Source organism: Pseudomonas fitomaticsae (assembly GCF_021018765.1).
Classification (GTDB): domain Bacteria; phylum Pseudomonadota; class Gammaproteobacteria; order Pseudomonadales; family Pseudomonadaceae; genus Aquipseudomonas; species Aquipseudomonas fitomaticsae.
In genome coordinates, this window is record NZ_CP075567.1 from 1,522,611 (window position 1) to 1,541,983 (window position 19,373).

The following is a 19,373-nucleotide window of genomic DNA, read 5'->3' on the forward strand; positions in this document are numbered from 1 at the left end:
ATGGACAAGACCAAGCAGACTGCGCCGTCCGCGGTGCCGCGCCATGTCGCGATCATCATGGATGGCAATAATCGCTGGGCGAAAAAACGCTTCATGCCAGGTGTCGCCGGGCATAAAGCGGGCGTGGACGCCGTTCGGGCGGTGATCGAGGTGTGTGCCGAGGCCAAGGTCGAGGTGCTGACACTGTTTGCCTTTTCCAGTGAGAACTGGCAGCGCCCGGCCGATGAGGTCAGCGCCTTGATGGACCTGTTCTTCAAGGCGCTGCGTCGTGAGGCCAAGCGTCTGAACGACAACAACATCAGTCTGCGCATCATCGGTGATCGCACACGGTTCCATCCTGAACTTCAGGCTGCCATGCGTGAGGCTGAAGCGATGACCGCCGGCGCCAACCGTTTCATCCTGCAGATCGCCGCCAACTACGGTGGTCAGTGGGATATCGCTCAGGCGGCGCAGCGTCTGGCGCGTGAGGTTCAGGCCGGTCATCTGCGGCCGGACGACATTACACCGGATCTGCTGCAGACCTGTCTTGTCACGGGGGATTTGCCGTTGCCCGACTTGTGCATCCGCACCGGTGGCGAGCACCGCATCAGCAACTTCCTGTTGTGGCAGTTGGCGTACTCCGAACTGTACTTCTCCGACCTGTTCTGGCCGGACTTCAAACACGAAGCCATGCGCAATGCGCTGGCCGATTTCGCTTCGCGCCAGCGTCGTTTCGGTAAAACGAGCGAGCAGGTCGAAGCTGGAGCCCGGGTTTAATGCTTAAACAACGCATCATCACTGCACTGATCCTGCTACCTATCGCCCTGGGTGGGTTTTTCCTGCTTGAAGGTTCCGGTTTTGCCCTGTTCATCGGGCTGGTCGTGAGCCTGGGAGCCTGGGAGTGGGCGCGTCTGGCCGGCTTCACCGCGCAGGCATTCCGTGTCGGCTACGCGGCGGTGGTCGCGCTGATGCTGTTCGTCATGTACATCCTCCCTGGACTGGCGCCATGGGTGCTGGGCGCGTCGGTGATCTGGTGGGCATTGGCGACCTGGCTGGTGCTGACTTATCCGCATTCCAGCGAACGCTGGTCCAGTGCCGCCAGCAAACTGGTGATCGGTTTGCTGATTCTGTTGCCCGCCTGGCAAGGGCTGGTGCAGATCAAGCAATACCCGCTCGGCAACTGGCTGATCATGGCGGTGATGGTGCTGGTCTGGGGTGCTGACATCGGGGCGTATTTCTCCGGCCGCGCGTTCGGCAAGCGCAAGCTGGCGCCGCAAGTCAGTCCCGGCAAGAGTTGGGAGGGTGTGTATGGCGGTCTGGCGCTGAGCCTTGTCATCACCACCCTGGTCGCGCTGTTCCGTGACTGGACGGTGGCGCAACTGTTCAAGGGTTTGATCGGCGCTGCGGTGATTGTCTTCATCTCGGTGGTGGGTGACCTGACCGAAAGCATGTTCAAGCGTCAGTCCGGCATCAAGGACAGCAGTAATCTGCTGCCTGGTCACGGTGGCGTGCTGGACCGTATCGACAGCCTGACGGCGGCGGTCCCTGTTTTTGCGGTGCTGTTGTGGATGGCGGCGTCGTGAGTCGCCCACAGCGGATCACCGTCCTGGGCGCGACCGGTTCGATCGGTCTGAGCACCCTGGATGTCATCGCCCGGCATCCGGAGCGTTATCAGACTTTCGCCCTGAGCGGTTTTACCCGTCTGAGCGAACTTTTTGCCCTGTGCGTTCGTCATCACCCGAAATTTGCGGTAGTGCCGGAAGCCGGCGCTGCCCGCAACCTGCAGGACGATTTGCGTGCGGCAGGCCTGTCGACTCAGGTTCTGGTCGGTGAGGAAGGCTTGTGTCAGGTCGCTGCTGCGCCCGAGGTGGATGCCGTCATGGCCGCCATTGTGGGTGCGGCCGGTCTGCGCCCGACTCTGGCGGCTGTAGAGGCAGGCAAGAAGATTCTTCTGGCCAACAAGGAAGCGCTGGTCATGTCCGGCGCCTTGTTCATGCAGGCGGTGCGCAAGAGCGGTTCGGTCCTGTTGCCGATCGACAGCGAGCACAACGCGATTTTCCAGTGCATGCCGCAGGACTTTGCTCGCGGGCTGAGTAACGTTGGTGTCCGTCGGATTTTGCTTACCGCCTCCGGCGGCCCTTTCCGGCAGACGCCGATGGCCGAACTGGCACATGTTTCACCTGACCAGGCTTGTGCACACCCGAACTGGTCGATGGGGCGCAAGATCTCGGTGGATTCGGCCAGCATGATGAACAAGGGGCTCGAATTGATCGAGGCCTGCTGGCTGTTCGATGCCAAGCCTTCGCAAGTCGAAGTGGTGATTCATCCACAGAGCGTGATTCATTCGCTGGTCGATTACGTGGACGGTTCAGTGCTGGCGCAGTTGGGCAATCCCGACATGCGTACGCCGATTGCCAACGCCCTGGCCTGGCCAGAGCGCATTGACTCGGGCGTCGCTCCGCTGGATTTGTTCGCTGTTGCGCGCCTGGATTTCGAAGCCCCCGACGAAGAGCGCTTCCCGTGCCTGCGTCTGGCGCGTCAGGCGGCCGAGGCGGGAAACAGCGCCCCGGCCATGCTCAATGCGGCGAATGAAGTGGCGGTTGCCGCGTTTCTCGACGGACGGGTTCGCTACCTGGAAATCGCGAGTATCATCGAGGAAGTCTTGAATCTCGAGCCTGTGGTGGCGTTGAACGACCTCGATGCGGTGTTTACCGCTGACGCGACTGCCCGGACATTGGCCGGGCAGTGGCTCGCGCGTCACGGCCGATAGGTCTTGCAACACATGGCTTCACGTGGCACTGGACAGGATTGCGGAGAAAGTAGATGAGCGCGCTCTATATGATTGCCGGCACCCTGATCGCTCTGGGTGTGCTGGTCACCTTTCACGAATTCGGCCACTTCTGGGTCGCGCGTCGCTGTGGCGTCAAGGTTTTGCGTTTCTCCGTGGGCTTCGGCATGCCGCTGCTGCGCTGGCACGACAAGCAGGGCACCGAGTTCGTGGTCGCGGCCATTCCGCTGGGCGGCTACGTCAAGATGCTCGATGAGCGTGAAGGCGAAGTGCCGGCCGATCAGCTTCATCAGTCATTCAATCGCAAGTCTGTTCGTCAGCGCATCGCGATCGTTGCGGCCGGCCCGGTGGCCAATTTCCTGCTCGCGCTGGTGTTCTTCTGGGTCCTGGCCATGCTCGGCAGCGAGCAGATTCGCCCGGTCATCGGTTCAGTGGAGTCCGGCAGCATTGCCGCAACCGCCGGACTGAGCGCCGGTCAGGAAATTGTCGCGATCGACGGCGAGCCGACCTCGGGCTGGGCTGCGGTCAACCTGCAACTGGTGCGACGTCTGGGGGAAAGCGGCTCTCTGCAATTAATGGTGCGCGAGCAGGGTTCTACAGCCGACTCGCCTCGTGAGCTGGCGCTCGATAAATGGCTTAAAGGGGCTGACGAGCCGGATCCGATTCGCTCCCTCGGCATTCGCCCTTGGCGCCCGGCATTGCCGCCGGTGCTGGCCGAACTCGATCCGAAAGGCCCGGCCCAGGCAGCCGGACTGAAAACCGGCGATCGTCTGCTGACGCTCGACGGCAAGGCGCTGGATGACTGGCAGCAGGTGGTCGACACCGTTCGTACGCGTCCTGATACCAAAATCGTGCTGCGCGTCGAGCGCGACGGTGTTCAAATCGACGTCCCTGTGACACTGGCCGCACGTGGCGATAAAAAGTCGCCAAGCGGTTACCTGGGGGCTGGCGTGAAGGCTGTCGACTGGCCGCCGGAAATGATCCGCGAGGTCAGTTACGGGCCTTTGGCGGCAATTGGCGAGGGTGCCCGTCGCACCTGGACCATGAGCGTCCTGACGCTGGATTCACTGAAGAAAATGCTCTTCGGCGAGCTCTCGGTAAAAAACTTGAGTGGACCGATAACCATTGCTAAAGTGGCGGGCGCTTCTGCCCAGTCGGGCGTCGCTGATTTCCTGAATTTCCTTGCTTATCTGAGTATTAGCCTGGGGGTTCTGAATTTGCTGCCCATTCCTGTACTGGATGGGGGGCATTTGTTGTTTTATCTGATCGAGTGGGCGCGTGGTCGTCCCTTGTCGGATCGGGTGCAAGGTTGGGGGATACAGATCGGTATCAGTTTGGTGGTCGGGGTGATGTTGCTTGCTCTGGTCAACGATCTGGGTCGTCTGTAACGCTTCGCTGAATTGCGAATCTGCCGCATTTTGCGGCAGTTTGTTTATTGCCAGTTGGAATAAGAAAGGACTTCATGAAACGTCTGCTGCTAACTGCGGTTCTCACCGTATTGATGATCGCCGAAGTTCACGCCGAGTCCTTCACTATCTCTGATATTCGCGTCAATGGCCTCCAGCGGGTCTCCGCGGGTAGCGTCTTTGGTGCCTTGCCGTTGAACGTCGGCGAGCAGGCGGATGATCGTCGCCTGGTGGAATCCACTCGTGCGTTGTTCAAAACCGGTTTCTTTCAAGATATCCAGCTGGGCCGCGAAGGCAACGTTCTGGTGATCACGGTCGTCGAACGTCCATCGGTCGCGAGCATCGAGATCGAAGGCAACAAGGCGATCTCCACCGAAGACCTGATGAAGGGTCTCAAGCAATCCGGTCTGGCCGAAGGCGAGATCTTCCAGCGCGCGACCCTCGAAGGCGTGCGTAACGAGCTGCAACGTCAATACGTTGCACAAGGTCGTTACTCGGCTACCGTCGATACCGAAGTGGTCTCGCAGCCGCGCAACCGCGTCGGCCTGAAAGTGAAGATCAACGAAGGCACCGTCGCTGCCATTCAGCACATCAACGTGGTAGGCAACACCGTCTTCCCCGAGGAAGACCTGACCGACCTGTTCGAATTGAAAACCACCAACTGGCTGTCGTTCTTCAAGAACGACGACAAGTACGCCCGTGAAAAGCTGTCCGGTGACCTGGAGCGTCTGCGTTCCTACTACCTGGACCGTGGCTATATCAACATGGATATCGCTTCGACCCAGGTGTCCATCACCCCGGACAAGAAGCACGTCTACATCACCGTCAACGTCAACGAAGGCGAGAAGTACACCGTTCGTGACGTCAAGCTCAGCGGTGACCTGAAAGTCCCTGAAGATCAGGTCAAGTCGCTGTTGCTGGTGCAGAAAGGCCAGGTGTTCTCGCGCAAACTGATGACCACCACCTCCGAGCTGATCACCCGTCGTCTGGGTAACGAGGGTTACACCTTCGCCAACGTCAACGGCGTGCCACAACCGCACGACGACGATCACACCGTCGATATCCTGTTTGCTGTCGATCCGGGCAAGCGTGCCTACGTCAACCGCATCAACTTCCGTGGCAACACCAAGTCCGAGGACGAAGTGCTGCGTCGTGAAATGCGCCAGATGGAAGGTGGCTGGGCTTCGACCTACCTGATCGACCAGTCCAAGACCCGTCTGGAGCGTCTGGGCTTCTTTAAAGAGGTCAACGTCGAGACTCCGGCCGTGCCAGGTGTCGATGACCAGGTTGACGTGAACTACAGCGTTGAAGAGCAGGCTTCCGGTTCGATCACCGCCAGCGTCGGTTTCGCCCAGAGCGCCGGTCTGATCCTCGGTGGTTCGATCACCCAGAACAACTTCCTCGGTACCGGTAACCGCGTCAGTGTCGGCCTGACCCGCAGTGAATACCAGAGCCGCTACAACTTCGGCTACGTTGACCCCTACTGGACTGCCGATGGCGTGAGCCTGGGTTACAACGCGTTCTACCGTACCACCGACTACAAAGACCTCGACGTCGACGTAGCGAGCTATGCGGTAGACAGCCTGGGTGCCGGCGTGAACGTGGGCTACCCGATCAGCGAGACTTCGCGTCTGACCTTTGGTCTGTCCGTCCAGCAGGACGAGATCAAGACCGGTACCTATACCGTTGACGAGATTTTCGACTTCGTTAACAGGGAAGGCGACAAGTACCTGAACTTCAAGGCTTCTGCCGGCTGGTCCGAGTCCACCTTGAACAAAGGCGTGCTGCCGACCCGCGGTCGCTCCCAGAGCCTGACGCTGGAATCGACCATTCCAGGCAGCGACCTGTCGTTCTTCAAACTTGATTACCGTGGTCAGCTGTTCCAGCCGATCAGCGATAACTACACCCTGCGTCTGCACACCGAGTTGGGTTATGGCGACGGTTACGGTTCGACTGATGGCTTGCCGTTCTATGAAAACTACTATGCTGGTGGTTTCAACTCGGTTCGTGGCTTCAAGGACAGCACCCTGGGTCCGCGCAGTACGCCGAGCCGAGGCACCAACCCGGGCACACTGGCTGACCCGGACCAGGATCCGCTGCCGTTCGGTGGTAACGTCCTGATCCAGGGCGGTGTCGAGGTTCTGTTCCCGCTGCCGTTCGTCAAGGATCAGCGTTCACTGCGTACTTCGGTATTCTGGGATGTCGGTAACGTATTCGACTCCAAGTGCTCCGATACTACGAACGCCAACGGTACGAAATCGAACACCCAATGCAACGACATCAGTCTGAGCAACATGGCCAGTTCCGTCGGTGTCGGCGTGACCTGGGTCACCGCACTGGGTCCGCTGAGTTTTGCACTGGCGATGCCGATCAAGAAACCGGATGACGCTGAAACTCAAGTGTTCCAATTCTCCCTCGGTCAGACGTTCTAAGCGTCTGACCCAAGATAACGACAATGGATTTTGTAGGAGTGCATCGTGCGTAAGTTGACTCAATTGGTTCTCCTGGCCTCCGTACTGGTGGCAGGCCCGGCATTTGCCGACATGAAGATCGCCGTTCTGAACTATCAGATGGCTCTGCTGGAATCCGACGCGGCCAAGAAATACGCCGTGGATGCCGAGAAGAAATTCGGTCCGCAACTGACCAAGCTCAAGACCCTGGAAAGCAGCGCCAAGGGCATTCAGGACCGTCTGATGGCCGGTGGCGACAAGATGCAGCAGGGCGAGCGCGAGCGTCTGGAGCTTGAGTTCAAGCAAAAGGCTCGTGACTTCCAGTTCCAGTCCAAGGAACTGAACGAAGCCAAGGCCGTTGCCGACCGCGAAATGCTCAAGCAACTGAAGCCGAAACTGGATAGCGCAGTGGAAGAAGTCATCAAGAAAGGTGGTTTTGACCTGGTGTTCGAGCGTGGCGCAGTGATTGATGTCAAACCTCAGTACGACATCACGCGCCAGGTTATCGAGCGCATGAATCAGCTGAAGTAACCCATGACCGTGACTATCAAGCTCGGCCAGTTGGCCGAGTTCCTCGGCGCCACCTTGAGTGGCGACCCCGAGAAGCAAATTACTGGGCTAGCCACCTTGCAGGAGGCTGGCCCAGCTCAGTTGAGCTTTCTGGCAAACCCTCAATACCGTAAATACCTGGCAGGCTCGCAAGCCGCAGCCCTGTTGCTCAAGGCTGCCGACGCCGAGGGTTTTGCCGGTGATGCGCTGGTGGTGCCGGATCCTTACCTGGCTTACGCGCGCATTTCCCATCTGTTCGATCCGAAACCCAAGGCCGCTGCCGGGGTTCATCCGACTGCCGTGATTGCCGAGGATGCCGTGGTCGATCCAAGCGCAAGTGTCGGTCCCTTCGTGGTGATCGAAGCCGGTGCCCGAATCGGTGCAGGCGTGACACTCGGCGCGCATTGCGTCGTCGGTGCCCGCAGCGAAATCGGTGAAGGCGGCTGGCTGGCCCCGCGGGTCACGCTGTATCACGACGTGCGGATCGGCAAGCGGGTGGTGATCCAGTCCGGTGCCGTGCTCGGCGGTGAAGGCTTCGGTTTTGCCAATGAAAAGGGTGTCTGGCAGAAAATCGCCCAGATCGGTGGCGTGGCCATCGGCGACGACGTGGAGATCGGCGTGAATACCGCCATCGACCGCGGTGCGTTGGCCGATACCGTGATCGGCAATGGCGTGAAGCTCGACAACCAGATTCAGATCGCCCACAACGTGCAGGTCGGTGACCACACCGCCATGGCAGCGTGCGTGGGGATTTCCGGCAGCACCAAAATCGGCAAGCACTGCATGCTCGCCGGGGGTGTTGGCCTGGTAGGGCACATCGATATTTGCGACAACGTATTCCTGACCGGAATGACCATGGTGACTCACTCGATTACCGAGCCGGGTGCCTATTCTTCCGGTACAGCCATGCAACCGGCGGCCGAATGGCGCAAAAGCGCGGCCCGCATTCGTCAGCTCGATGACATCGCGCGACGTTTGAAACAGCTGGAAAAGCGGTCCGGGGAAGTGACCCCCGACGGCAATGCTTCATCTGAAGGCTGATACCATTTCCATATCAAGTGTGCACAGCCTCTGGACTGCCTCCTTGATTTGCTAGAGGAGTGCGCGTCAGTCGCGCTCCCAATCTTTACATAGGCTTCCCCCCGAAATGATGGACATCAACGAGATTCGCGAATACCTGCCTCACCGTTACCCGTTCCTGCTGGTGGACCGGGTAGTGGAGCTGGATACGGAAGGCAAGCGCATTCGTGCCTACAAGAATGTCAGCATCAACGAACCGTTCTTCAATGGTCACTTCCCTGCGCATCCGATCATGCCGGGCGTGCTGATCATCGAGGCCATGGCTCAGGCTGCCGGGATCCTCGGTTTCAAGATGCTTGACGTGAAACCGGCCGACGGCACCCTTTACTACTTCGTCGGCTCCGACAAGCTGCGTTTCCGCCAGCCTGTGCTGCCGGGTGATCAGTTGATCCTCGAAGCCAAGTTCATCAGCTGCAAGCGTCAGATCTGGAAGTTCGAATGCCAGGCTTCGGTCGATGGCAAACCGGTCTGCTCGGCTGAAATCATCTGTGCGGAACGCAAGCTATGAGTTTGATTGACCCTCGCGCAATCATCGATCCGTCGGCCGTCCTGGCTGATGGCGTCGAGGTCGGCCCGTGGTCGATTATCGGTGCAGGTGTGGAAATCGGCGAGGGAACGGTCATCGGGCCACACGTGATCCTCAAAGGTCCGACCCGTATCGGCAAGCACAACCGCATCTACCAGTTTTCCTCGGTAGGCGAAGACACGCCGGACCTGAAATACAAGGGCGAAGAAACTCGCCTGGTAATCGGTGACCACAACGTCATCCGCGAAGGCGTGACGATTCACCGTGGCACCGTTCAGGATCGTTCCGAAACGACCCTGGGTGATCACAATCTGATCATGGCCTATGCCCACATCGGACATGACAGCGTCATCGGCAACCACTGCATCCTGGTCAACAACACTGCGTTGGCCGGCCATGTGCACGTTGATGACTGGGCGATCCTGTCCGGTTTCACCCTGGTGCATCAGTATTGCCACATTGGCGCCCACAGCTTTTCCGGCATGGGCACGGCGATCGGCAAGGATGTTCCGGCGTTCGTTACCGTATTTGGCAACCCGGCCGAAGCGCGCAGCATGAACTTCGAGGGCATGCGCCGTCGCGGTTTCAGCGAAGACGCCATTCACGCGCTGCGCCGTGCGTACAAAACGGTGTATCGCCAGGGACTGACCGTCGAGCAGGCGCTGGCCGAACTGGCCGAGCCGTCTGCACAGTTCCCGGAAGTCGCGATGTTCCGTGACTCTATCCAGTCGTCGACCCGCGGCATCACCCGCTGACCATGGCCAATCTGCGTATTGCACTGGTGGCGGGGGAGGCTTCCGGTGACATTCTGGGCGCTGGTCTGATGCGCGCCCTCAAGGCACAGCATCCTGCGGTGGAGTTCATCGGTGTCGGCGGCCCGCTGATGCAGGCCGAAGGCCTGACCTCGTATTTTCCGATGGAGCGTCTGTCGGTCATGGGGCTGGTGGAAGTCCTGGGGCGCTTGCGTGAATTGCTCAAGCGCCGCAAGGACCTGATCGCCACACTTATCGCTGAAAAACCGGATGTATTCATCGGCATCGACGCACCGGACTTCAACCTCAATATCGAACTCAAGCTGCGTCAGGCCGGGATCAAGACCGTGCACTACGTCAGCCCTTCGGTGTGGGCATGGCGGCAGAAACGGGTCCTGAAGATCCGTGAAGGCTGCGACCTGATGCTCACGCTGCTGCCGTTCGAAGCCAGATTCTACGAAGAAAAGGGCGTACCGGTGCGGTTCGTCGGCCATACGCTGGCCGACACCATTCCACTGGAGGCCGATCGCGCCGCTGCGCGGGCCGAACTCGGTCTGCCGGACGGTCCGTTGGTGGCTTTGATGCCCGGCAGCCGGGGCGGTGAAGTCAGTCGTCTGGGTGCGCTGTTCCTTGATACCGCCCAACGCCTGCGTGCCATGCGCCCGGGTGTGCGTTTCGTCATTCCCTGCGCCAACCCCGAGCGTCGTGCCCAGCTCGAAGCGCTGCTGGCCGGCCGCGACCTGCCGGTGACCTTGCTCGATGGCAAATCGCATCTGGCGCTGGCGGCGTGCAACGCAGTCTTGATCGCGTCGGGGACGGCGACTCTGGAAGCGCTGCTGTACAAGCGTCCGATGGTCGTGGCCTATCGGCTTGCGCCGCTGACGTTCTGGATTCTCAAGCGCATGGTCAAGAGCCCGTACGTGTCCCTGCCGAACCTGCTGGCCCAGCGATTGCTGGTGCCGGAATTGTTGCAGGATGATGCGACGGTCGAGGCACTTGCCCAGACCTTGTCGCCGTTGATCGACGGTGGCGAAGAGCAGACCCGTGGCTTCGACGAGATCCATCGCACCCTACGTCTGGACGCTTCCAATCAGGCGGCTGATGCCGTTCTGAACCTGATCGGGCAAACACGATGAGCAAGACAAGCATGCAGATGGGCCTGGATTTCACCCTGGTCGCCGAAGTCGAAGAGCTGGTGGCCGGCGTTGATGAAGTCGGTCGCGGCCCGTTGTGCGGCGCGGTCGTTACCGCAGCGGTGATCCTTGATCCAAACCGTCCGATACTCGGTCTCAACGACTCGAAGAAACTCACCGAAGCCAAGCGTGAAAAGCTCTACGACGAAATCTGCGAGAAGGCGCTCAGCTGGTGCATCGCCCGTGCCGAGGTCGAAGAAATCGACGAACTGAACATCCTTCACGCGACCATGCTGGCGATGCAGCGCGCGGTCGCCGGTCTGCACATCCAGCCGAAACTGGCGATGATCGATGGCAACCGTTGCCCGAAACTGCCGATGCGTTCCGAAGCGGTGGTCAAGGGCGACAGCAAGGTCCCGGCCATCGCAGCGGCCTCGATTCTGGCCAAGGTCAGCCGCGACCGCGAGATGGCGGCGTTCGAATTGATCTACCCGGGTTACGGCATCGGTGGCCACAAAGGCTATCCGACGCCCGTTCATCTGGAAGCGCTGGTGCGCCTCGGGCCGACGCCGATTCACCGTCGTTCCTTTGCCCCGGTGCGGCAGGCTTATGAAGCGCTGGAAGGCCTGACGCCGGTTTAGCGGCAAGGCTGATGTTTTGTTCGAGGCCCGGTACAATCCGGGCCTTGTTGTCTCTATGTAACTGGACAGGATCACTATGCCGGCTTCATTCGTTCATCTACGCCTGCACACTGAATACTCCCTGGTCGACGGGCTTGTGCGGATCAAGCCGCTGGTCAAAGCCCTGACCGGCATGGGCATGCCGGCCGTTGCGGTGACCGACCAGAACAACATGTGTTCGCTGGTCAAATTCTATAAAAACACCATGGGTGCCGGGATCAAGCCGATCTGCGGCGCCGACCTGTGGCTGTCGAACAAGGACCCGGATGGTCCGCTGAGCCGCCTCAGCCTGCTGGTCATGAATGCCCAGGGCTATCGCAACCTGACCGAGCTGATTTCCCGTGGCTTCATCGACGGTCAGCGCAACGGCATGGTCATCATCGAGCGCGAGTGGGTCGCCGAGGCCAACGAAGGCCTGATCATGCTGTCCGCTGCGAAAGAAGGCGAGATCGGCATGGCCATGATCGGCGGCAACCCCGCCGAGGCCGAAACCCTGGCGCGCGAATGGATGGCGGTGTTCCCGGATCGTTTCTATCTGGAAGTCCAGCGCACCAACCGTCCGAATGACGAAGAACAATTGCACGGTGCCGTGGCCCTGGCCGACAAGCTCGGTGCGCCGCTGGTTGCGACCAACGATGTGCGCTTCATCAAGCAGGAAGACTTCGCCGCCCACGAAACCCGCGTCTGCATCGGTGAGGGCCGCGCCCTCGACGATCCGCGGCGTTCGAAGAACTACAGCGACCAGCAGTACCTGAAAAGCGCCGAGGAAATGGCCGAGCTGTTCAGCGACCTGCCGGATGCGATCGAGAACACCGTCGAGATCGCCAAGCGCTGCAACATCGACGTGAAGCTGGGCAAGCACTTCCTGCCCGACTATCCAATTCCCGATGGCATGACCATCGACGAGTATTTCCGCAAGGTCTCTTTCGATGGCCTGGAAGAGCGCCTCAGCGTGCTGCTGCCCAAGGACACCACCGAGGACTACGAGGCCAAGCGTCAGGTCTACGTCGACCGGCTGAATTTCGAGCTGGATATCATCATCCAGATGGGGTTCCCCGGTTACTTCCTGATCGTGATGGACTTTATCCAGTGGGCCAAGAACAACGGCGTGCCGGTGGGTCCTGGCCGGGGGTCGGGTGCCGGATCGCTGGTGGCCTATGTGCAGAAGATCACCGACCTCGACCCGCTGGAATATGACCTGCTGTTCGAACGTTTTCTCAACCCGGAACGGGTATCGATGCCCGACTTCGACGTCGACTTCTGCATGGATGGTCGCGACCGGGTGATCGATTACGTGGCCGAAAAATACGGCCGTAACGCCGTAAGCCAGATCATCACCTTCGGTTCCATGGCCGCGAAGGCTGTGGTTCGTGACGTGGCGCGGGCCCAGGGCAAGTCGTTCGGCCTGGCGGATCGTCTGTCGAAGATGATTCCGTTCGAAGTCGGCATGACCCTGGAAAAAGCCTACGAGCAGGAAGAAATCCTGCGCGACTTCATCAAGGTCGATGAAGAAGCGGCAGAAATCTGGGAGATGGCGCGCAAGCTCGAAGGCGTGGTGCGTAACGTCGGTAAGCACGCCGGTGGTGTGGTGATCGCACCGACCAAACTGACCGACTTCTCGCCGATCTATTGCGACGAGGCCGGCGACGGTCTGGTGACCCAGTTCGACAAGGACGACGTCGAGGCGGCCGGTCTGGTGAAGTTCGACTTCCTCGGCCTGCGGACCCTGACGATCATCGACTGGGCGCTGAAAACCATCAACCGCGACCGCGCCAAGGTCAACGAACCGCCGCTGGACATCGCGTTCATCCCGCTGGATGACAAGCCGACCTATCAGCTGCTGCAAAAAGCTGAAACCACCGCGGTGTTCCAGCTCGAATCCCGCGGCATGAAAGAGCTGATCAAAAAGCTCAAGCCCGACTGCCTCGAAGACTTGATCGCACTGGTGGCCCTGTTCCGTCCGGGCCCGCTGCAGTCCGGCATGGTGGATGACTTCATCAACCGCAAGCACGGTCGTGCGGAACTTGCGTATCCGCACCCGGATTACCAGTACGAAGGTTTGCAGCCGGTGCTGGCGCCGACGTACGGCATCATCCTGTATCAGGAACAGGTGATGCAGATCGCCCAGGTCATGGCCGGTTACACCCTCGGTGGTGCGGACATGCTGCGTCGGGCGATGGGCAAGAAGAAACCCGAGGAAATGGCCAAGCAGCGCGGCGGTTTCATTGAGGGTTGTGCGTCGAACAATATCGACGCGGATCTGGCCGGTAACATTTTCGACCTGGTAGAGAAATTCGCCGGTTACGGCTTCAACAAATCCCACTCCGCCGCCTACGGCCTGGTGTCGTACCAGACTGCCTGGCTGAAAGCCCATTACCCGGCGCCGTTCATGGCCGCGGTACTGTCGGCGGACATGCACAACACCGACAAGGTCGTGACCTTGATCGAGGAAGTGCGCACGATGAAACTGCGCCTCGACGCGCCGGACGTGAACACTTCGGAGTTCAAGTTCACGGTGAACGACGAAGGCCGCATCGTGTATGGCCTGGGCGCGATCAAAGGCGTCGGCGAAGGCCCGGTGGAAGCGATCACCGAGGCGCGTCAGGCCGGTCCGTTCAAGGACCTGTTCGACTTCTGTGCCCGGGTCGACCTCAAACGCATCAACAAGCGCACGCTGGACGGTCTGATCCGCAGCGGCGCGCTGGATCGCCTCGGACCGTATTTTCACGACGAGCAAAAGGCGTATCAGGCCAACATCGACCGCAACCGTGCCGTGCTGCTGGCGGCGATGGAAGAGGCGATCAAGTCGGCCGAGCAGACCGCGCGCACCCGCGACAGCGGCCACGCCGACCTGTTTGGCGGGCTGTTCGTCGAAGAAGACGCGGACGTTTACGCGATCCACCGCAAGGCGAAAGAGCTGACCCTCAAGGAGCGACTCAAGGGTGAAAAAGACACCTTGGGCCTGTACCTGACCGGTCACCCGATTGACGAGTACGAAGGCGAGATCCGCCGTTTCGCCCGCCAACGCATCATCGACCTGAAACCGGCCCGGGATACCCAGACCGTGGCGGGGATGATCATTGCCCTGCGGGTGATGAAGAACAAAAAGGGCGACAAGATGGGCTTCATCACCCTCGACGACCGCTCCGGGCGGATCGAGGCGTCGCTGTTCGCCGATGCGTTCCACTCCGCGCAATCGTTGTTGCAGACCGACGCGATGGTGGTGGTCGAAGGCGAGGTCAGCAACGATGACTTCTCCGGTGGTCTGCGGCTGCGGGTCAAGCGGGTGATGAGCATGGAAGATGCGCGCACCAACCTCGCCGAGAGCCTGCGCCTGAAGTTGCAGACCCAGGACCTGAAAGGCGATCAGCTACGCTGGTTGGGTGATTTGCTCAAGCGTCATCGCGGGGCGTGCCCGATCACCATGGAATACACCAGTCCCGATGCGAAGACCTTGCTGCAGTTCGGCGAGACCTGGCGGATCGACCCGGCGGATGCCTTGATTCAAGCCCTGCGTGACCAGTTCGGGCGAGACAACGTCTTCCTCCAATACCGTTGACCGGCAGGTGCCATCAAAGCGCCTGCCCACAACCTGAATTTTTAATCTCGACCTCAGCGCGCCTCTCCCTTAAGGTAGGGCGCGAATAGACAACCGGCCGGCCCAAGCTCATTTGGGACACGACCCAAGACGGACGCCTATGAACCCGAATTTTCTAGATTTCGAACAGCCGATCGCCGACCTGCAAGCCAAGATCGAAGAGTTGCGCTTGGTCGGTAATGACAATTCGCTGAATATCGGCGATGAGATCTCCCGCCTGCAGGACAAGAGCAAGACGCTGACCGAAGACATCTTCGGCAAGCTGACCAGCTGGCAGATCGCACGTCTGGCGCGTCACCCGAAACGTCCTTACACCCTGGACTACATCGACCACATCTTCACCGAGTTCGACGAACTGCACGGTGACCGTCACTTCTCCGACGACGCGGCCATTGTAGGCGGCGTGGCACGTCTGGAAGACCAGCCAGTGATGGTGATCGGTCACCAGAAGGGCCGTGAGGTACGTGAAAAGGTACGCCGCAACTTCGGCATGCCGCGTCCGGAAGGCTACCGCAAGGCTTGCCGTCTGATGGAAATGGCCGAGCGTTTCAAGATGCCGATCCTGACCTTCATCGACACCCCGGGCGCCTACCCTGGGATCGACGCCGAAGAGCGCAACCAGAGCGAAGCGATCGCCTGGAACCTGCGTGTCATGGCTCGCCTGAAAACCCCGATCATCGCCACCGTGATTGGTGAAGGCGGTTCCGGCGGTGCGCTGGCAATCGGCGTGTGCGACCAGCTGAACATGCTGCAGTACTCGACCTACGCGGTGATCTCGCCGGAAGGTTGCGCGTCGATTCTGTGGAAAACCGCAGAGAAGGCGCCGGATGCCGCTGAAGCGATGGGCATCACTGCCGAGCGCCTGAAAGGCCTGGGCATCGTCGACAAGGTGATCAGCGAGCCTCTGGGCGGCGCCCACCGTGATCCGGCTGCTGCCGCCGCATCGATCCGCGCCGAGCTGAGCTCGCAACTGGCGATGCTGAAGAAGTTCGACAACGAAGCGCTGCTCAAGCGTCGTTACGATCGTTTGATGAGCTACGGCCTCTGATCGAACGCCGTTTTGGCTGACAATGCAAAACACTGTGGGAGCGGGCTTGCCCGCGAATGCGATGTAACATTCAACGACTGTGTTGGCTGTTCACCGCTTTCGCGAGCAAGCCCGCTCCCACATTTGGTTTGTGAAAAGGTAGAAAAATGGGTCAGCCCTCGATCGATTTGCCTTCCAGGCTTCTGCGCAATCTCAAGCCCTTGCTCGGTGCTTCCCGTTGGCGCATCGCCTTCTCCGGTGGTCTCGATTCCACCGTTCTGCTGCATCTCCTGACCAGTCTCGCCAAAACCCAATCCCTTCCGGCGCTAAGTGCCATCCATGTCCATCACGGTCTTCAGGCTGTGGCTGACGCGTGGCCGGCGCATTGTCAGGCTGTCTGCGATGAACTGGCGGTGCCATTGCAAGTGGTACGTGTGCAGGTGCAACCGGGGGCGAGTCTGGAGCGCGCGGCACGGGATGCGCGCTATGCAGCGTTCAGTGCGGTGACTCTGGTCAATGATGTGCTGCTGACCGGTCAGCACCGCGACGATCAGGCTGAAACGCTGTTGTTCCGTCTGCTGCGTGGCGCCGGGGTCCGAGGTCTATCAGGTATGCCAGCCCAGCGAGCGCTGGGGCAGGGCAGTCTGGTTCGGCCGTTGCTCGACGTCACGCGTGCCGAGCTGGAGGCCTATGCGCAGGACCATGGTCTGCGTTGGATCGAGGATCCTTCCAATCAGAATCGGCAGTTTTCGCGCAACTATCTGCGCCATCAGGTCATGCCGCTGCTGACCGGTCGCTGGCCCCAGGCGCACGCCAGCATGGCCCGCAGTGCGGCGCATCTGCGGGAGGCGCAAGGCTTGCTCGATGAACTGGCGCAGATTGATCTGGCTCAGGCGAACTCGCCCGGTGAGTTCGAGTGGTCGGGATTGCCATCGTTGGGGTTTGCAGCAATCGCGTGCTTGTCCGATGCCCGACAGCGAAACGCACTCAGCCACTGGCTCGAACCGCTGACCCGACTGCCGGATACCGACCATTGGTCGGGTTGGACGGATCTGCGCGATGCCGGCAACGATGCCTCGCCGATCTGGCGTCTGGCGGATGGCGAGCTGCACAGAAGCGCCGGTCGCTTGTGGTGGCTCAGCGGGCAATGGCTACGTACGCCGGTGGTCAGCGGCGACTGGCACGACCTGTCGTCAGCGCTACGCTTGCCCGATAACGGAAGTGTCATGTTCAGCGGTCAGACTCCCGCCGGGCCGCTGCAGATCCGCTATCGACAGGGCGGCGAAGTGATGGAACTGGCGGGTCGCGGACATCGCGATCTCAAGCGTCTGCTCAACGAGCGCGCGGTGCCGGGCTTCGTGCGTGGCAGATTGCCGCTGCTGTTTCGCGGTGAAGAATTGCTCGCCGTGGCGAACCTGCCGGGGCTCGACGGCAATGCGCTGGAAGGCTGGCGATTGCATTGGCAGCCTTCGGACGAAGATCAAGGTTTGAGATGAAGGGGGCATTCCGGTAGACTACGCTCCCTTCTTGATACAACTTCTGTGGATTCGCCTGAATTGCAGGAGTTGCCGATTACCAAGCAGTCTTTGCTGGGCGATTCCAAAAAATGTGTAGCGAGCAACGTACCGGTGTTTTCACTTCCGGTCTGTCCCAACGCGGCGGTTTTTTTGAAAGGTGCACTGTGATTAATGCAGGTGATCGGGGGCTTCGGCCTTCCTTCGCTTTCCCCGGCGGCTCGGACCGCTTTAACGCAGACTTCTAGGGTTTTTCATGACGCGCTACATATTCGTCACGGGCGGTGTTGTTTCTTCTTTGGGGAAAGGCATTGCATCGGCTTCATTGGCGGCCATCCTGGAGGCGCGGGGGCTTAAGGTCACCATGCTGAAGCTGGATCCGTACATCAACGTCGACCCGGGCACCATGAGCCCGTTCCAGCACGGTGAAGTGTTCGTCACCCACGACGGCGCCGAGACCGACCTGGACCTGGGCCACTACGAGCGGTTCATCCGCACGACCATGACCCAGAACAACAACTTCACCACCGGCCGTGTCTACGAGCACGTGCTGCGCAAAGAGCGCCGTGGTGACTACCTGGGTGCAACCATCCAGGTCATTCCGCACATCACCGACGAAATCAAGCGTCGCATCATCAAGGGCGCCGGCGATGCCGACGTGGCTCTGGTGGAAATCGGCGGTACCGTTGGCGACATCGAGTCGCAACCGTTCCTCGAAGCCATCCGCCAGCTGCGTGTGGAAGTCGGTTCCAAGCGCGCGATGCTGATGCACCTGACCCTGGTTCCGTACATCGCCACCGCAGGCGAGACCAAGACCAAGCCGACCCAGCACTCCGTGAAGGAACTGCGTTCGATCGGTCTGCAGCCAGACGTGCTGATCTGCCGCTCCGACCATCCGGTGGATGTGTCGTCGCGTCGCAAGATCGCGCTGTTCACCAACGTTGAAGAGCGTGCGGTGATCTCCCTGGAAGACGTCGACACCATCTACAAGATCCCGGCCGTGCTGCACGCCCAGGGGCTGGACGACTTCGTCGTCGAGCGTTTCGGCCTGCAATGCAATGGCGCCGACCTGTCCGAGTGGGAAAAGGTCGTCGATGCCAAGCTGAACCCGGAGCACGAAGTCACCATCGCGATGGTCGGCAAGTACATGGAGCTGCTGGATGCCTACAAGTCGCTGATCGAAGCGATGAGTCACGCCGGCATCACCAACCGCACCAAGGTCAACCTGCGCTACATCGATTCCGAAGACATCGAGAACCAGGGCACTGCGCTGCTGGAAGGCGTCGACGCGATCCTCGTACCGGGCGGCTTCGGTCTGCGTGGCGTGGAAGGCAAGATCACTGCCGTTCAGTATGCTCGCGAAAACAAGGTTCCGTACCTGGGTATCTGCCTGGGCATGCAAGTGGCGGTCATCGAGTTCGCCCGTAACGTGCTGGGCTGGAAAGACGCCAACTCCACCGAGTTCGATCGTGCCAGCGGCCATCCGGTTGTCGGTCTGATCACCGAGTGGGAAGACGCTACCGGTGCGGTCGAAACTCGTACCGAAGCGTCCGATCTGGGCGGCACCATGCGCCTCGGCGCTCAGGAATGCCTGCTCGAAGCCGGCTCCAAGGTGCACGACTGCTATGGCAAGGATGTGATTGTCGAGCGTCACCGTCACCGTTACGAAGTGAACAACAACCTGCTGCCGCAAATCATCGAGGCCGGCCTGAAGATTTCCGGTCGTTCTTCCGATGCAGCGCTGGTTGAAGTGGTCGAAGCCCCGGATCATCCATGGTTCGTCGCTTGCCAGTTCCACCCTGAGTTCACCTCGACGCCACGCGATGGCCATCCGCTGTTCAGTGGCTTCGTCAAAGCGGCATTGGCTCAACACCAGAAGAAGGCGTAACCC

The 19,373-nt window shown here is 60.2% G+C and carries 15 protein-coding genes; all 15 read left to right on the top strand.

The annotated features are described in order from the left end of the window. The 15 genes from uppS to KJY40_RS06785 all read left to right on the top strand — a co-directional run bounded on the left by uppS (nucleotide 1) and on the right by KJY40_RS06785 (nucleotide 19,370). Nucleotides 1-756: a polyprenyl diphosphate synthase gene (uppS, locus tag KJY40_RS06715; protein WP_230735730.1), complete on the top strand. Its 756-nt coding sequence runs from the start codon at nucleotides 1-3 to the stop codon at nucleotides 754-756. Beyond that, entirely contained in the window at nucleotides 756-1,562 is an 807-nt protein-coding gene (locus tag KJY40_RS06720) for a phosphatidate cytidylyltransferase (RefSeq protein WP_230735732.1), read from the top strand. Before uppS ends, KJY40_RS06720 begins: the two co-directional genes overlap by 1 nt. After that, nucleotides 1,559-2,749, top strand: coding sequence for a 1-deoxy-D-xylulose-5-phosphate reductoisomerase (ispC, locus tag KJY40_RS06725; RefSeq protein WP_230735734.1), 1,191 nt, complete (start codon nucleotides 1,559-1,561; stop codon nucleotides 2,747-2,749). Before KJY40_RS06720 ends, ispC begins: the two co-directional genes overlap by 4 nt. Before the next feature lie 53 nt (nucleotides 2,750-2,802). Beyond that, on the top strand, nucleotides 2,803-4,155 hold the full coding sequence (gene rseP, locus KJY40_RS06730) for a sigma E protease regulator RseP (protein ID WP_230735736.1): 1,353 nt from the start codon (nucleotides 2,803-2,805) through the stop codon (nucleotides 4,153-4,155). A gap of 74 nt (nucleotides 4,156-4,229) precedes the next feature. After that, complete coding sequence (bamA, locus tag KJY40_RS06735) at nucleotides 4,230-6,605, top strand: outer membrane protein assembly factor BamA (protein WP_230735738.1); 2,376 nt, start codon at nucleotides 4,230-4,232, stop codon at nucleotides 6,603-6,605. 45 nt (nucleotides 6,606-6,650) lie between these two features. Then, nucleotides 6,651-7,154, top strand: a complete 504-nt coding sequence (locus KJY40_RS06740) for an OmpH family outer membrane protein (RefSeq protein ID WP_003222140.1) — start codon at nucleotides 6,651-6,653, stop codon at nucleotides 7,152-7,154. 3 nt (nucleotides 7,155-7,157) lie between these two features. Continuing rightward, nucleotides 7,158-8,213 carry a UDP-3-O-(3-hydroxymyristoyl)glucosamine N-acyltransferase gene (lpxD, locus tag KJY40_RS06745; RefSeq protein ID WP_230735740.1) on the top strand — a complete coding sequence of 352 codons (1,056 nt, stop codon included), beginning with the start codon at nucleotides 7,158-7,160 and terminating at the stop codon, nucleotides 8,211-8,213. 106 nt (nucleotides 8,214-8,319) lie between these two features. Beyond that, the gene (fabZ, locus tag KJY40_RS06750; protein ID WP_003222142.1) at nucleotides 8,320-8,760 is read left to right on the top strand and encodes a 3-hydroxyacyl-ACP dehydratase FabZ; all 441 of its coding nucleotides are present in this window, start codon (nucleotides 8,320-8,322) and stop codon (nucleotides 8,758-8,760) included. After that, complete coding sequence (gene lpxA, locus KJY40_RS06755; protein ID WP_007954792.1) at nucleotides 8,757-9,533, top strand: acyl-ACP--UDP-N-acetylglucosamine O-acyltransferase; 777 nt, start codon at nucleotides 8,757-8,759, stop codon at nucleotides 9,531-9,533. Before fabZ ends, lpxA begins: the two co-directional genes overlap by 4 nt. A 2-nt stretch (nucleotides 9,534-9,535) precedes the next feature. Continuing rightward, nucleotides 9,536-10,666 (top strand): lipid-A-disaccharide synthase, encoded by a 1,131-nt coding sequence (gene lpxB, locus KJY40_RS06760; protein WP_230735742.1) that lies wholly within the window; start codon nucleotides 9,536-9,538, stop codon nucleotides 10,664-10,666. Nucleotides 10,667-10,677: 11 nt separating this feature from the next. After that, complete coding sequence (gene rnhB, locus KJY40_RS06765; RefSeq protein WP_085729815.1) at nucleotides 10,678-11,304, top strand: ribonuclease HII; 627 nt, start codon at nucleotides 10,678-10,680, stop codon at nucleotides 11,302-11,304. Nucleotides 11,305-11,380: 76 nt separating this feature from the next. Beyond that, nucleotides 11,381-14,902, top strand: coding sequence for a DNA polymerase III subunit alpha (dnaE, locus tag KJY40_RS06770; RefSeq protein ID WP_230735745.1), 3,522 nt, complete (start codon nucleotides 11,381-11,383; stop codon nucleotides 14,900-14,902). Nucleotides 14,903-15,041: 139 nt separating this feature from the next. Continuing rightward, a complete protein-coding gene (locus KJY40_RS06775; RefSeq protein ID WP_064379018.1) occupies nucleotides 15,042-15,989 on the top strand; it encodes an acetyl-CoA carboxylase carboxyltransferase subunit alpha in 948 nt (315 codons plus the stop codon). A gap of 146 nt (nucleotides 15,990-16,135) precedes the next feature. Continuing rightward, the gene (tilS, locus tag KJY40_RS06780) at nucleotides 16,136-17,464 is read left to right on the top strand and encodes a tRNA lysidine(34) synthetase TilS (protein WP_230735747.1); all 1,329 of its coding nucleotides are present in this window, start codon (nucleotides 16,136-16,138) and stop codon (nucleotides 17,462-17,464) included. 274 nt (nucleotides 17,465-17,738) lie between these two features. Further along, nucleotides 17,739-19,370 carry a CTP synthase gene (locus KJY40_RS06785; RefSeq protein WP_007954805.1) on the top strand — a complete coding sequence of 544 codons (1,632 nt, stop codon included), beginning with the start codon at nucleotides 17,739-17,741 and terminating at the stop codon, nucleotides 19,368-19,370. Nucleotides 19,371-19,373: the final 3 nt, after the last annotated feature.